Source organism: Aeromonas sp. MaB10011B, assembly GCF_017939325.1.
Taxonomy (GTDB): Bacteria; Pseudomonadota; Gammaproteobacteria; order Enterobacterales; family Aeromonadaceae; genus Aeromonas; species Aeromonas caviae.
The window spans coordinates 39,713-53,462 of the sequence record NZ_JAGKRK010000082.1 but is presented as its reverse complement, the minus strand read 5'-3'; the positions used below and the strand labels follow the sequence as shown (position 1 = coordinate 53,462).

Annotated in this window: 14 protein-coding genes; 8 read left to right on the top strand and 6 right to left on the bottom strand. The window is 61.7% G+C overall.

All coding sequences use genetic code 11. The annotated features are described in order from the left end of the window. The first annotated feature begins 67 nt into the window (after positions 1-67). The 6 genes from J9893_RS19480 to ruvX all read left to right on the top strand — a co-directional run bounded on the left by J9893_RS19480 (position 68) and on the right by ruvX (position 4,528). Positions 68-607 carry a SprT family zinc-dependent metalloprotease gene (locus tag J9893_RS19480; RefSeq protein ID WP_210601742.1) on the top strand — a complete coding sequence of 180 codons (540 nt, stop codon included), beginning with the start codon at positions 68-70 and terminating at the stop codon, positions 605-607. A 73-nt stretch (positions 608-680) separates the two neighbouring features. Next, positions 681-1,373, top strand: coding sequence for an endonuclease (locus J9893_RS19475; RefSeq protein ID WP_039040144.1), 693 nt, complete (start codon positions 681-683; stop codon positions 1,371-1,373). A 129-nt stretch (positions 1,374-1,502) separates the two neighbouring features. Next, positions 1,503-2,234: a 16S rRNA (uracil(1498)-N(3))-methyltransferase gene (rsmE, locus tag J9893_RS19470; protein ID WP_128273791.1), complete on the top strand. Its 732-nt coding sequence runs from the start codon at positions 1,503-1,505 to the stop codon at positions 2,232-2,234. A 123-nt stretch (positions 2,235-2,357) separates the two neighbouring features. Next, complete coding sequence (gshB, locus tag J9893_RS19465) at positions 2,358-3,308, top strand: glutathione synthase (RefSeq protein ID WP_069651516.1); 951 nt, start codon at positions 2,358-2,360, stop codon at positions 3,306-3,308. A 165-nt stretch (positions 3,309-3,473) separates the two neighbouring features. Beyond that, positions 3,474-4,028: a YqgE/AlgH family protein gene (locus J9893_RS19460; RefSeq protein ID WP_010673864.1), complete on the top strand. Its 555-nt coding sequence runs from the start codon at positions 3,474-3,476 to the stop codon at positions 4,026-4,028. Between the two features lie 77 nt (positions 4,029-4,105). Beyond that, on the top strand, positions 4,106-4,528 hold the full coding sequence (ruvX, locus tag J9893_RS19455) for a Holliday junction resolvase RuvX (RefSeq protein WP_010673863.1): 423 nt from the start codon (positions 4,106-4,108) through the stop codon (positions 4,526-4,528). On the opposite strand, the gene yidZ is transcribed toward ruvX, so the two are convergent. The 4 genes from yidZ to J9893_RS19435 all read right to left on the bottom strand — a co-directional run bounded on the left by yidZ (position 4,525) and on the right by J9893_RS19435 (position 9,795). Beyond that, positions 4,525-5,565 (bottom strand): HTH-type transcriptional regulator YidZ, encoded by a 1,041-nt coding sequence (gene yidZ, locus J9893_RS19450; RefSeq protein ID WP_143237220.1) that lies wholly within the window; start codon positions 5,563-5,565, stop codon positions 4,525-4,527. The genes ruvX and yidZ overlap by 4 nt on opposite strands. Before the next feature lie 10 nt (positions 5,566-5,575). Further along, entirely contained in the window at positions 5,576-6,742 is a 1,167-nt protein-coding gene (locus J9893_RS19445; RefSeq protein WP_210601741.1) for an MdtL family multidrug efflux MFS transporter, read from the bottom strand. Between the two features lie 291 nt (positions 6,743-7,033). Then, complete coding sequence (gene blaMOX, locus J9893_RS19440; RefSeq protein WP_143237218.1) at positions 7,034-8,185, bottom strand: CMY-1/MOX family class C beta-lactamase; 1,152 nt, start codon at positions 8,183-8,185, stop codon at positions 7,034-7,036. A gap of 179 nt (positions 8,186-8,364) precedes the next feature. Then, entirely contained in the window at positions 8,365-9,795 is a 1,431-nt protein-coding gene (locus J9893_RS19435; protein WP_041212589.1) for a sodium:alanine symporter family protein, read from the bottom strand. Between the two features lie 724 nt (positions 9,796-10,519). Between J9893_RS19435 and tal the strand changes: the two genes are divergently transcribed. Together tal and J9893_RS19425 are read left to right on the top strand one after the other, a co-directional pair. Next, the gene (gene tal, locus J9893_RS19430) at positions 10,520-11,470 is read left to right on the top strand and encodes a transaldolase (RefSeq protein WP_010673859.1); all 951 of its coding nucleotides are present in this window, start codon (positions 10,520-10,522) and stop codon (positions 11,468-11,470) included. 180 nt (positions 11,471-11,650) lie between these two features. Beyond that, entirely contained in the window at positions 11,651-11,830 is a 180-nt protein-coding gene (locus J9893_RS19425; RefSeq protein ID WP_010673858.1) for a DUF3545 family protein, read from the top strand. A gap of 93 nt (positions 11,831-11,923) precedes the next feature. On the opposite strand, the gene J9893_RS19420 is transcribed toward J9893_RS19425, so the two are convergent. Beyond that, a complete protein-coding gene (locus J9893_RS19420; protein ID WP_010673857.1) occupies positions 11,924-12,469 on the bottom strand; it encodes a hemerythrin domain-containing protein in 546 nt (181 codons plus the stop codon). A gap of 160 nt (positions 12,470-12,629) precedes the next feature. Further along, complete coding sequence (gene ung / locus J9893_RS19415) at positions 12,630-13,310, bottom strand: uracil-DNA glycosylase (protein WP_010673856.1); 681 nt, start codon at positions 13,308-13,310, stop codon at positions 12,630-12,632. Between the last annotated feature and the right edge of the window lie 440 nt (positions 13,311-13,750).

Sequence of the window (13,750 nt, the reverse complement as noted above, 5' to 3'; positions counted from 1 at the left end):
GGCTCGAGGTTGTGATAAAAGGGGAGCCTGGCTCCCCTTTTGCTTTTGTGTCCGTCCCGAGGATCCCATGCCTGCCACTGCCACCCGGCTTGACCCCGCCCTCATCGAGACGCTGCTCGCGCGCGTCGAAGCCTGCTTTGTGCAGGCCGAAACGCACCTTGGCCGCACCTTTCCCCGCCCGCAAGTCCATTGCAACATGCGGGGCCGGGCGGCAGGGTCTGCTCGGCTGCAAACCTGGGAGCTGCGTTTCAATCCGGCGCTCTATCAGGCCAATCAGCAGGCGTTTCTCAGGGAAGTGGTGCCCCACGAGGTGGCGCACCTGCTGGTCTATGCGCTCTGGGGAGAGGGGCGCGGCAAGAGCCGGGTACTGCCCCACGGTCCCCAGTGGCAGTCGGTGATGCGGGAGCTGTTCGGTCTCGAACCCAGCACCACCCACAGCTTCGATCTGGGGGTGCTGGCCCAGCGCACCTTCGTGTATGCCTGCGCCTGCCAGCAGCATCCCCTCTCGGTGCGCCGCCACAACAAGGTGATGCGCGGCGAGGCCCGCTATCACTGCCGCCGCTGTCGCCAGCCCCTGGTGTGGCAGCGCGACACGACGGCGGATTGAGTCACCCCGTGTCGCGCTCCTGTGATAGGGTGCGCGCTTACTTCATTCAACTGTCTCATTGCCAAGGATATTCATGTTTCGCCCTCTGCTCTCCCTCTGCCTGGCCCTGCTGGTCAGCGCCCCGGCTCATGCCGACAACATCCAGACCTTTCGCGCCGCCAAGCAGGATCTGAACAAGCTCTACCAGAGCCACCCCGTCACCTTCTACTGCGGCTGCAACATCAAGTTCAGCGGCAAGAAGATGGCCCCCGACTGGGAGAGCTGCGGCTACCTGCCGCGCAAGCAGGCCGAGCGGGCCTCCCGCATCGAATGGGAGCACGTGGTGCCCGCCTGGGAGTTCGGCCACCAGCTCCAGTGCTGGCAGGACGGAGGTCGCAAGAATTGCGGCAAGAGCGACGAGTTCAACAGGATGGAGGGAGACATGCACAACCTCTTCCCCGCCATCGGCGAGGTGAACGGCGATCGGGCGAACTTCCGCTTCAGCGACTGGAACGGCAAACCGAACCAGTACGGCAAGTGCCAGATGCTGGTGGACTTCAAGGAGCGCCAGGTGCAGCCACCCAAGGGGCCGGTGCGTGGCCAGATCGCCCGCGCCTACCTCTACATGAGCCAGCAGTACGGACTGCGTCTGGCGGCCCAGCAGCGCAAGCTTTACGAAGCCTGGGACAGGCAGTATCCGGCTGATCGCTGGGAGTGCGAGCGCAACCGCCGTATCGGCAAGCTGCAGGGCAATACCAATCCCTTCATTGAAAAGCAGTGCCAATAACCCCATTTGACCAGGGAGGGGGAGCGTCCCCCTCATCCTGAATCCCTTCACTCTCTGTCTCGCGAGCCTTGCTCGCCGCCGTGCAGTAGGGTATTGAAGGGTTTCCAAGCAAGAGACTGACTATCAGCCATGCGCATTCCACGTATCTATGAACCGGCCAGCCTGCAGGTTGGCCAGACCCTCGTCCTGTCGGAAGACGGTGCCAATCACATCGGCCGCGTGCTGCGCATGCAGCCGGGCCAGCAGCTCGAGCTGTTCAACGGCGACGGCAACCAGTACCCCGCCACCATAGCCAACGTCGGCAAGAAGTCGGTGGAAGTGACCATCGACAGTTGCGAGACCCGCTCGGTGGAGTCCCCCCTTGCCATCCACCTGGGTCAGGTGATCAGCCGCGGCGACAAGATGGACTTCACCATCCAGAAATCCGTGGAGCTCGGCGTCACCTGCATCACGCCCCTCTTCTCCGAGCGCTGCGGCGTCAAGCTGCCCGCCGATCGGCTGGAGAAAAAGCGCGAGCAGTGGCAAAAAGTGGTGATCAGCGCCTGCGAGCAGTGCGGCCGCAATACCGTGCCCGAGGTGCGCATGCCGATGGAGCTGGACGCCTGGCTGGCGGAAGAGACTCAGGAGCTCAAGCTCAACCTGCACCCGCGCGCCCCTTACAGCATCAACACCCTGCCCATCCCCGAGCACGGCGTGCGCCTGCTGATCGGCCCGGAAGGGGGCTTGTCCAGCGACGAGATCGCCCGTACCGTGCAGGAAGATTTCAAGGAGATGCTGCTGGGGCCGCGGGTGCTGCGCACCGAAACCGCCGCCCTGACGGCGATTACTGCGCTTCAGTGCCGCTTTGGCGATCTGGCCTGACAGCCGACCCCACCCCGGCCCTCCCCTTCGCAGGGGAGGGAGCAACAGGCCCCTCCCCCTTGTGAAGGGGGAGGCAGGGAGGGGGTCATCACATCCAATCGAGCCATTAGGAAGGAAACTCGGATGACCATTAAACTCGGCATCGTGATGGACCCCATCTCGGCCATCAACATCAAGAAGGACTCCAGCTTCGCCATGCTCGAAGAGGCGCAAAAGCGCGGCTACGAGCTGTTCTATCTGGAGATGAAGGATCTCTACATGGAGGCCGGTCGCGCCTTCGGTACCATGCGCCCGCTCACCGTCAAATATGACTATGCCGACTGGTACACGCTGGGCGAGGTGGTGGATCAGCCGCTCTCCAGCCTGGACGTGATCCTGATGCGCAAGGATCCCCCCTTCGACACCGAGTTCATCTACGCCACCTACATGCTGGAGCGGGCCGAGGATGAGGGCTGCCTCATCGTCAACAAGCCCCAGAGCCTGCGCGACGCCAACGAGAAGCTCTACACCGCCTGGTTTGCCGAACACACCCCGACCACGCTCGTCACTCGCAGAGCCGACAAGCTGCGTGCCTTCCACGCCAAGCACAAGGACGTCATCCTCAAGCCGCTCGACGGCATGGGCGGCGCCTCCATCTTCCGCATGAAGGAGGATGACGCCAACGTCGGCGTCATCATCGAGACATTAACCTCTCACGGCAGCCAGTACTGCATGGCGCAGACCTATCTGCCCGCCATCAAGGATGGCGACAAGCGGGTGCTGGTGGTGGACGGTGAACCGGTTCCCTACTGCCTGGCCCGGATCCCGGCCCAAGGGGAGACCCGTGGCAACCTGGCGGCCGGCGGCCGTGGTGAGGCGCGCCCTTTGAGTGACGCGGACTGGGCCATCGCCCGCGCGGTAGGCCCGACCCTGAAAGAGAAGGGGCTCATCTTCGTCGGCCTCGACATCATCGGCGATCGCCTGACCGAGATTAACGTCACCAGCCCGACCTGCATCCGCGAGATTGAGGCGGCCTTCGACGTCTCCATTACCGGCATGCTGATGGACGCCATCGAGCGCCGACTGGGCCGCTGACCCCTTCCCCAGCGACCCGTTGCCGCGGCGAGAAAACACACACAAGGGGCCGTGAGGGCCCCTTTGACTGCCGCCCTCCTGCCGGCAAAAAGCGGTTTTGCCCGCCGCCATCAACTGCCATAATCACCCCAAATACCTTTGCACGCTTAGAGATACATACGCTCCATGCAAACACTGCAAAATCACTTTCTGCTCGCCATGCCGAGCCTCACGGACGCCTATTTCCAGCGCTCCCTGGTCTATCTGTGCGAACACAGCAGCGAAGGCGCCATGGGACTGGTGGTCAACATTCCGGTCGACATGTCCCTGGACGCCATGCTGACCAAGCTCAACCTCAATCCCCCCGCCACCGCCGAGATGAAACAGCCGGTGTTGCAGGGGGGCCCGGTGCACGGGGATCGCGGCTTCGTGCTGCACAGCTTCCGCCCGGGCTTCAACTCCACCCTGCAGGTGAGCGACGAGATGATGGTCACCACCTCCAAGGACATTCTGGAGACCCTGGGCACCGACGAGGCGCCGGACCACTGGCTGGTGGCGCTCGGTTACGCCGGCTGGAGTGCAGGTCAGCTCGAGCAGGAGCTGGTGGATGGCGCCTGGCTGGTGATCCCCCCCAATCCCAAGCTGGTCTTCGATACCCCCATCCACCTGCGCTGGCAGCAAGCCGCCGCGAGCATTGGGGTCAACCCCCTGCACCTCTCCAGCCAGGTGGGCCATAGCTGACACCCCGGACCTCCCCTCCGGGGGAGGCTGGGAGGGGTCTTCCCCCTTCATTTATCCATCCATTTCGAGGAGACCCCATGTCATCACGCAGCATCATGGGCTTTGACTACGGCACCAAGAGCATCGGTGTCGCCATCGGCCAGGAGCTCACGGGCAGCGCCCGCCCCCTTCGCTCCCTCAAGGCCAACGACGGCATCCCCAACTGGGACGAGATAGAGAAGCTGATCAAGGAGTGGCAACCGGATCTGCTGATCGTCGGTCTGCCCCTCAACATGGATGGCACGGACCAGGAGATCACGGTGCGGGCCCGCAAGTTCGGCAATCGCCTGCACGGTCGCTTCGGCAAGCCGGTGGAGTTCAAGGACGAGCGGCTCACCACCACGGATGCCCGCGCCCGCCTGTTTGAACGTGGCGGCTACAAGGCGCTGGACAAGGGGAGCGTGGACGGCGTCTCCGCCCAGCTCATCGTCGAAGCCTGGATGGAAGAGCAGTACGACTAAACCGGGGGGCCTCCTCCCCCTTGCTTCTCTTTCGCCGCCCCGCTCTCCATGGGCCCGCCCCAGGCAAAACGCGTCCTCCCCGCTGCGGCCAGGCCATAGAGCCGCCGGATCTCCCCCCGCAACCACATCACCTTGGCATCCTGATTGTGGCGCTTGTGCCACAGCAGGATGAAGGCGATCTCCAGCTGGGCATAGAGAGACTCTTCCAGCGGCAACGGCATGGGGATGAGGTCGGGGTGATGTCTGGCGGCATAGTCCGCGCAATATGAAGGCACCACGGCGATCAGCTCGTGGCTCTTTTGGGCGGCGATGTGCAGCGCCTGCTCGAAGCTCGCCACCATGATGGGCACCTGCCGCCTGTGGCCTTCGTCCTCCAGCAGATCATCCAGTGCCCAGCTGTCGCTGGCCTCCCACACCACGCTCACCTGGGGGCAGGCCAGAAAGCGGGTCAGCGACCACGTCTGCCCGAGCAAGGGGTGATCCTTGCGCAGGAACACCACGGGACGATCGCAGAACAGCACCTCATGATCGATGTAATAGGGCAGCCGGTTGACCCTGGCATGGGAGCGGCCGTGGGTCTCCCGGGCACAGAAGCCGAGATCCGCCTCCCCGTTGACGATGTCGTTGAGAGAGTGGTGATCCCAGCCCAGCATCCTGACCACGGAGTGGGGGTACTTCTGGTAGATGGTCGTGGGCAGCTCGCTCAGGAAGCTGATGCCGAAGGGGGACTTCATCACCAGACTGAAGCGGGCCCCCTCGGGGATCGCCTCGCTGTTGAGGGTGCTGATACTCTCGGTGAGCTGGAACCAGGTCTTGAGCTCCTCCGCCAGGGTCAGGGAGAGATTGGTCGGCTGCAAACCCTGGCGCACGCGCACGAAGAGGGGATCCCCGAACCAGTCCCGCAGCTTGCCAAGCGCCTTGCTCACCGCCGACGGGGTGACACACAGCTTCTTGGCCGCCCCCGCCACGCTGCGCTCCTGCATCAGGTGCCTGAAGACCACCAGCAGGTTCAAATCGAGTTCACCCAGATTGCGCATCGCGTCTCTCCTATCCCCGAGCCCGGACTCGCCGTACCGCACGCCATGGTAGCAGCACCTTGACCACCAGGTAACCGAGCAGCGCCAGCAGGAGTGCCAGGATCAGCATCCAGAGCGCAGGCATCCCCAGATGGCCCATCCCCCAGATGAAGAGCCCGGACAACCTTATCTGCATGATGCAGAGCAGGGCACTGGCCGATGCCACCTGATCCCCGCACACATCCAGCGCCTCCCCCATCGCCACCCCGAACCCGCAGGAAAACCCGATGCAGACCAGGGCACATCCCGCCATCAGCCAGGACAGGCCGCCTTCGGGCCCGCTGCTGCACAGCAGGGCGAGCAAAGCCAGCAGGTAGGCGAGATGGGAGAGCGCCAGCACCCTTGCCTTGCCGAACCAGCGCAGCAGCAAGGGGGTCAGGAAGGAAGCGGACATGCTCACCCCGGCCATCGCCATCATCAGCCGGGTGTACTGCTCGGGAGGCAGGCCGAACGTGGTCATCAGGACGAGGGGCGAGACGCTCACATAGACCAGGATGGCGGTCACGCTGGCGCTGGTCAGCAAGGCGCGCAGCATGAAGGGGGCCATGCCCAGCAGGGCCAGCGGCGATGCCCCCGCAGGCAGGCGGGCGGGGCGGGTCTCCTTGAGCAGTCGCAGGTTGACCAGGGCACTGATGGCGGCCACCAGCGCCATGCCCACGAAGATGCCGCGCCACTCGAAGTGCGACAGGATGAGATAACCGAGTACGGGAGCCAGCACCGGAATAACGCAGATCACGCCGTTGATGAGGGAGAGGGCCATCGCGAGGCGCGCCTGGCTCAGCACATCCCGCAGCACGGTGAAGGTCATGATGTAGAGCGCTCCAGCGCCCACCCCTTGCCAGAAACGCCCCAGATAAAACTGGGCGATGCCGGTCGCCTCCGCCGCCACCAGGGAGGCGACCACGAAGATGAGGGCGCCCCCCAGCACCACGGGGCGCCTGCCATGGCGATCCGCCAGCATGCCCCCCGGCAGCACGGTAGCCGCCATACCCAGCAGATAGATGGAAAAAGCGGTGTGGATCTGCGCCTCGCTCCCCTGCAAGGTTTGCGCAATGCGGGGGACGGCCACCAGATAGAGATCGATCCCGAGGGGATAGAGGATGATCATCAGAAAAGTACACAGCAGAAACATACCCATGAAGGCTCCATAGCAGCAGGTTTCACCATCACAGGTGCGCTGTCAGCGAGATTGACAACTCAATCCTGCAAAAGCAGAGGAAGATGCCGGGCACTATAGAGCGGGCGGCCAGCCGGGGCCTAGTGACGAGATGGCACTCGGTGGATGCCAATCCGGACATCTCCCGCAGGAGAGGTCCGGACTAGCATGCTCATCGACCCGCCCCCTGCCGGTCGCCCTTGAGGGGTCGGGTCCGAGGTAACGGGCACGCCGCGATGCGACGTGCCCTCAAGGCTCAGCGAAGGCGCACCATTACCTGGCCAGTTGCGTCAGGATGGCGTGGGCCGCCTTGATGCGCGCCTCGTTGGGGTAGTTGCGATTGGCCAGCATGACGACGCCGATCCCTTTGGCCGGCACGAAGGCCACATAGGCCCCGAAGCCATTGGTCGAGCCGGTCTTGTTGAAGAGCACAGGGTGCCCTGTTGCAGCGGGCGCGGGCGCCGCCGGGTTGGCATTGTAAATCATCGCCGGGGAGTTGCCCGCCAGCAGCGTCTGCTCGCTGACGGGATAGGCGTAACGCTCCCAGCCCAGTCCCTGGGTCATCTCCCCCACCGCATACTGGCCCTGGTGAGTCAGGTCGATGGCCTGCTGCATGGCCGCATTATCCACCCCGCTGATGTTCGCCTTCACAAAGCGCAGCAGATCCGCCGAGCTGGTCTTGATGCCGTAGGCCTCGTCCGCCAGCATGCCGGGAGTGACGCGGATGGGCTTGTCCTCCTTCGAGTAGCCGTAGGCGTAGTGCCCCATGGCCTGCTCGGGCACAGTGAGGTAGGTATGGTACAGGCCAAGCCCCGGCAGGATCGTCTGCTCCATCAGGCGATCGAACGGCTGCTTCATGCTGCTCGCCGCCAGATAGCCAAAGAGCCCGATGCTGGGGTTGGCGTACTGGCGATGGGAACCCGGCGAGTAGGCTGGGGTCCACTGGCGGTAGTAGGCCTGCATCTTCTCGAGCGAATCCACCTCCTCGGGGAATTGCAGCGGCAAGCCGCCCGCGCTGTAGGTAGCCAGCTCCCCCATGGTGATGTTGTCAAAGGCGGATCCCTTGAGCCAGGGGGCGAACAGACTCGCCTTGTCATCGAGCTCGAAGCCCCCCTGCACCACGGCGTAGGCCCCCAGCGTCGCGGTCAGGGTCTTGCTCACGGAGCCTATCTCGAACAGGGTCTGCTCGCTGACACCGACCGCGCGCTCCCGATCGGCCACACCGTAGTTGAAATAGTGGGCCTTGCCATCCTTGAGCACGGCCACCGCCATGCCCGGGATCCTGTGCTCCTTGAGCAGCGGCCGGATGCTGGCATCCACCACGGGGCGCAGGGGATCGGTCGCCGCCTTGTCACCGGCATGAGCCAGACCGGCCCACATCAGGGTGGCCAGAGCGCCCCACAGGATGGATTGTCGTTGTTGCATTGCATGTCTCCTGACTGTCATTAGCAAGGTATCGCCATGGCGGCGAGTGATGAGCCCAGCATAGTCCCGCGAGGTGTGCTGCCGATGAGGCTCTGTGAAGTCTGTGTGAAGCCACCCCCTCTTTTTACCCATGAAAAAGGGGAGCCATGGCTCCCCTTCAATCACCTTGCAACGCGGGCTTATTTCTTGCCCGGGTTGTCCCAGATCCCCTCTTCCAGCTGGCTGCGCAGCTCGGGGTATTTGTTGGCATCGAAGGTCGGCACGCGGCCCACCTTGAGCTGGTCGTTGTAGTCCTTGGCCAGCTTGATGGCGACGCCGGAGAGCAGCAGGATGGCCACCAGGTTGACGATGGCCATCAGCCCCATGGAGACATCCGCCAGGGCCCACACGGTCGGCAGTTCGCCCACGGATCCGAACATCACCATGCCCAGCACGAACATCCGGAACAGCATCAGGCCACCCTTGTGGTTGTGCTCGAGGAACACCAGGTTGGTCTCCGCATAGGAGTAGTTCGCCACGATGGAGGTGAAGGCGAAGAAGAAGATGGCCGCTGCGATGAAGATGTTGCCACCGCCGCCCACCTGGGAGGAGAGCGCGCGCTGGGTCAGCTCGACACCGGTCACGCCGGAACCCGGCTCGAACTGGCCGGACATCAGGATGATGGCAGCAGTACAGGTACAGATGACGATGGTATCGAGGAAGACACCCAGCATCTGCACATAACCCTGGGAGGCCGGGTGCGGCGGATAGGGGGTGGCAGTGGCGGCAGCGTTGGGGGCAGAGCCCATGCCCGCCTCGTTGGAGAAGAGGCCGCGCTTGATGCCGTTGATCATCGCCTGGGAGATGGCATAGCCCATGGCGCCGGAACCTGCCTGCTCGATGCCGAACGCAGACTTGATGATGAGGGCGAAGATACTCGGCAGCTCGCTGATGTTCATGAACACCACGAACAGCGCCATCAGGATATAGGCGATCGCCATAAAGGGCACCACCAGCTCGGCAAAGCGGGCGATCCCGCGAATGCCGCCGAAGATGATGAGACCGGAGAGCACCACCAGGGCCAGACCGCTCACCCAGTCAGGGATGCCGAAGGCGACGTTCATGGCCAAGCTGATGGAGTTGGCCTGCACCGCGTTGAACACCAGACCGAAGGCCAGCAGCAGGCAGAGGGAGAAGACCACCCCCATCCAGCGCATGCCGAGGCCGCGCTCCATGTAGTAGGCGGGGCCACCCCGGTAGTTGCCATCCTCATCCTTGACCTTGTAGAGCTGGGCCAGGGTGCTCTCCACGAAGGCGGTGGCCATGCCGATGAAGGCGATCAGCCACATCCAGAAGACGGCGCCAGGGCCACCCAGATAGATGGCGACGGCCACACCGGCCAGATTGCCCGTCCCGACACGGGCCGCCAGGCTGGTACACAGAGCCTGGAAGGAGGAGATGCCGGCGCTGTCGGATTTGCGACTGTTGCGCAGGACCGAGAACATGTGGCCGAAGTGGCGGATCTGGATAAAGCCCAGGCGGAAGGTAAAGAAGATACCGACCCCGATCAGCAGGTAAATGAGCACGGCTCCCCACATCAGGTCGTTAATCATTGCAATCAAGGTGTCCATAATTCTCTCGTTGTTATCACATCCATGGCCAGTCTGCGCTGACCGCTCTCTGTCAATTTCCGAACCAGCATTGCGCCGAAGGGGCGGAATCTAGCATAGCGAGGGAATTCAGAATAGTGACAGGGCTCACTGGGGAGACAAAAAACGAGCAATTTGATGCAAAAAAGCTTCATTTAGCACGCAATAAATCAACAAAAATTGATGTGCAACCCAGCCCCTCACAAATTAGAGCCAATAGAGAACCATTTTACAACTCATCCCATGGGGGTAAAAACCGCTGAGTGAAGCAAAACCAGGGAGACAAGCGTTTGCCTCTCATGCCTCATCGGCAAGGGGTTGTAACGCAAAACGTTTTACACGTAATTAAATTTCAAGTAGCTGACAGAACTATTTATGTGACCTCCCGCACAAATTCATGAATCCACCAAAATAATTGCGCTTTTCCATGTCGGAGCCAGCCGCCACACCATGAATAAAACTCGTTTATTATCAAACACTTTCACCCGACAGCCGGTACCGCTTTCACCACCTGGCTGATTCGCATACAAGCCCCCCTATTGCAGGATGCGCCACATCCGTATTAATTAGGCAGGCAATGACGATGGGGCCTGCCCATCGCCCCTTTCTGAGCCTGAGCCGCCGGGATCTTGTAATTTAATTTCAGAACTGCCGTCTCATGCCCGCCACCCTGGGATTGCTCCCTCATAAAGAGATGATATTTGCCATGGCCGATAAATTGACCCAGCTGAAAGCCCTGACCACAGTGGTTGCCGATACCGGCGACATCGAAGCCATCAAGCGCTACCAGCCCATCGATGCCACCACCAACCCCTCTCTGGTACTCAAGGCCTCCGAGATCCCCGAGTACGCAGCCCTGATCCAGGACGCCATTGCCTGGGCCAAATCCCAGAGCCAGGACAAGGCACAGCAAATCATCGACGCAGGCGACAAGCTGGCGGTCAACATCGGCCTCGAAGTGCTGAAAATCGTCCCGGGCCGCATCTCCACCGAAGTGGACGCCCGCCTCTCCTTCGACACCGACGCCAGCATCGCCAAGGCCCGCAAGCTGATCCGCCTCTACAACGAAGCCGGCATCAGCAATGATCGCATCCTGATCAAGCTGGCCTCCACCTGGGAAGGGATCCGTGCCGCCGAGGTGCTGGAGAAAGAGGGTATCCAGTGCAACCTGACCCTGCTGTTCTCCTTCGCCCAGGCTCGTGCCTGTGCCGAAGCCGGCGCCTTCCTCATCTCCCCCTTCGTGGGCCGCATCCTCGACTGGTACAAGGCCAAGAACGGCCGTGACTACACCGCTAGTGAAGATCCGGGCGTGGTCTCCGTCACCGCCATCTACAACTACTACAAGCAGCACGACTACCCGACCGTGGTCATGGGCGCGAGCTTCCGCAACACCGGCGAAATCCTGGAACTGGCCGGCTGCGACCGCCTGACCATTGGCCCCGCTTTGCTGGAAGAGCTGAGCAAGGCCGAAGGCACCGTGGTGCGCAAACTGGACTACACCGGCGAGCGCACAGCCAAACCGGCCCCGATGACTGAAGCCGAATTCCGCTGGGAGCTGAACCAGGACGCCATGGCCGTCGAGAAGCTGGGGGAAGGCATCCGCCTGTTCGCCATCGACCAGGGCAAGCTGGAAACCATGCTGGCAAGCCACCTGTAAGGCCGCTCGCCACACGGCTCTCACAGAGCGAAGTGGCGCTGCAAAAACCGGGCTCCCGAAAGGGCAGCCCGGTTTTTTTGTGCCTGTTTCCGGTTGTCACAACTTCGTCATAAAAACGTTTTATTTTCAAAGGCGTCGTGTTATACGGATGGTGAAAACCATAAAACCAAGGAGGGAGCCATGGACATGTTCAACTTCGATTTTGACGAGGTCGTTGAGCTGGGTTCACGTAGCCGCGGGACAACGGGAAAAAAACGCAAATGGCGTGAGATTGAGGCGCTTAAAGACAAGCACCGCCTGCAAAAGGAGCTGCAGGCCATCGACATCGCCTATGAAGGATCGGACGACCTGGAGCTCTGATACGCCCACGTCGCCCATGTTTCACTCCAGCGAGTGGAGCCATAAAAACAGCGCCCCGGATTGACCGGGGCGCTGTTTTTATGGGTGATCCTGTCAGGCTGCAGGCAGCGAGAGCTGTTTGGCCAGCGCCTGGAAGTGCTGGCTCACCTCCGCCCCGAATAGGGGATCATTGATGGCCCGGTTCTGCCAGAGCTGTTCGAGATGACGCCAGTCATCCTCGGTCAGGGAGTCGCGCAGATGGGGGAAGATGACCCCTTCCTCATAGTTCATGTGCGCCTCCTGCTGCTCGATGAACTGCTCCAGACAGGCCACGAACTGATCCAGCGGGATGACCGCATCCATCAGGATCATCTCCACCATCTCCTTGAGCTCGGTCCCTGCATCCAGCAGACGGGCGTGCTCCTCGTGCAGCCGGTTGGCCACTTCCCCCTCCACCACCCTGTATTTCAGGTAGTAGTCATAAATCATGTCTTCCTTCGGGTGGTGGTACTTGTCAGATACCTCGCGCAGATAATCCACCACATCCCGCAGCAGGAAGTAGCTGACCGGCTGCTCATTGCGAATGGCCGCCAGCTTTTGCTTGAGCAGCGTCAGCAACCGGGTGATGTTGAGGTGGTCCTTATGCAGACTGGATAACATGGGCACTCCTTGCACTGAAATGAGAAAACGTCTGTCTCGAGTATACGGTCATTTATTGCCTGAACTTTGCACTCAATCAAGTCGGATGCAGACAGCGGCTGCACCAGCCTCTCACCACAGGAGGCACAGGGGACACCATTTCCCCTGTGCATGCACGGCGTCAGGCCGCCGGATCGGCGCAGACCGAGAGCCAGTCGATGGGACTGCGTCCTTGCTGGACCAGCAGGCGATTGGCCTCGGAGAAGTGGCCGCAACCGATGAAACCGCGATGGGCAGAGAGCGGGCTGGGATGGGGGGCGCTCAGCACATGGTGGCGCGACCGGTCGATGAAGCGCCCTTTCTTCTGGGCATGAGCGCCCCACAGCAGGAAGACGACTCCCTGGCAATGGGCATTGATCCGCTCGATGACCCGATCGGTAAAGGTCTCCCACCCCAGGTGGGCGTGAGAGTGCGCCATGCCCGCCTGGACCGTCAGCACCGTATTGAGCAGCAGCACTCCCTGTCTGGCCCAGGATTCCAGGAATCCGTGATTGGGTGTGACAAAACCCGGCAGATCCCGCTGCATCTCCTTGTAGATGTTGACGAGGGACGGCGGCGTGCGCACTCCGGGCAAGACGGAGAAACAGAGGCCGTGCGCCTGGTCCGGGCCGTGATAGGGATCCTGCCCCAGAATCACCACCTTGACGTCATCCAGCTCGGTCAGTTTGAAGGCATTGAATACCTCGGTCGCCGGGGGATAGATCACCTTGCCCGCCTCCCGCTCAGCCCTGACGGTGGCCAGGGTGTCCATGAAATACGCCTGCTCTTTCTCCGAACCAATCACATCTTTCCAGGTCAGCACACCCGTCTCCTCTCGTTGCGAATCCACTCCTTCCATCCTGGCTGCCATGCCAGCCTCTCCCTCTCCCCACTCCCCGCCTTCTGTCCAGCTTGGCACCGCTATCTCCTCGGTCAATAGAGCAAGGGGCTCAGGATAGGGTCCTCGCCCCCAAGACGCAACCGCATGGAGGTCAGGCTCAGCCTTGCCAGCCTGGGAAGTGGCGGCGGCGTTCACGGGCAATGACCGGTGCTGCGTCGACACAGGAATAACAGGGCATCCTCGGACAGGCCTCATGGGCAGGCCGGTTTTCGCTGACACCAGAAATAAACCCTAAAGGTGTAGTTAAATTACTAGATATGAATAATAAAAAATGCATAATTCATATATCTTACAAAAACAGAAAAATGATCTGTTTTTGATTCAACTCAATGATTTAATCCCTTTCAATGCACGCAAAATGG

Bases quoted from the DNA above. Each gene is read 5' to 3' on its own strand.
- J9893_RS19480 (WP_210601742.1), top strand. From the start codon at position 68: ATGCCTGCCACTGCCACCCGGCTTGACCCCGCCCTCATCGAGACGCTG.
- J9893_RS19475 (WP_039040144.1), top strand. From the start codon at position 681: ATGTTTCGCCCTCTGCTCTCCCTCTGCCTGGCCCTGCTGGTCAGCGCC.
- rsmE (WP_128273791.1), top strand. From the start codon at position 1,503: ATGCGCATTCCACGTATCTATGAACCGGCCAGCCTGCAGGTTGGCCAG.
- gshB (WP_069651516.1), top strand. From the start codon at position 2,358: ATGACCATTAAACTCGGCATCGTGATGGACCCCATCTCGGCCATCAAC.
- J9893_RS19460 (WP_010673864.1), top strand. From the start codon at position 3,474: ATGCAAACACTGCAAAATCACTTTCTGCTCGCCATGCCGAGCCTCACG.
- ruvX (WP_010673863.1), top strand. From the start codon at position 4,106: ATGTCATCACGCAGCATCATGGGCTTTGACTACGGCACCAAGAGCATC.
- yidZ (WP_143237220.1), bottom strand. From the start codon at position 5,565: ATGCGCAATCTGGGTGAACTCGATTTGAACCTGCTGGTGGTCTTCAGG.
- J9893_RS19445 (WP_210601741.1), bottom strand. From the start codon at position 6,742: ATGGGTATGTTTCTGCTGTGTACTTTTCTGATGATCATCCTCTATCCC.
- blaMOX (WP_143237218.1), bottom strand. From the start codon at position 8,185: ATGCAACAACGACAATCCATCCTGTGGGGCGCTCTGGCCACCCTGATG.
- J9893_RS19435 (WP_041212589.1), bottom strand. From the start codon at position 9,795: ATGGACACCTTGATTGCAATGATTAACGACCTGATGTGGGGAGCCGTG.
- tal (WP_010673859.1), top strand. From the start codon at position 10,520: ATGGCCGATAAATTGACCCAGCTGAAAGCCCTGACCACAGTGGTTGCC.
- J9893_RS19425 (WP_010673858.1), top strand. From the start codon at position 11,651: ATGGACATGTTCAACTTCGATTTTGACGAGGTCGTTGAGCTGGGTTCA.
- J9893_RS19420 (WP_010673857.1), bottom strand. From the start codon at position 12,469: ATGTTATCCAGTCTGCATAAGGACCACCTCAACATCACCCGGTTGCTG.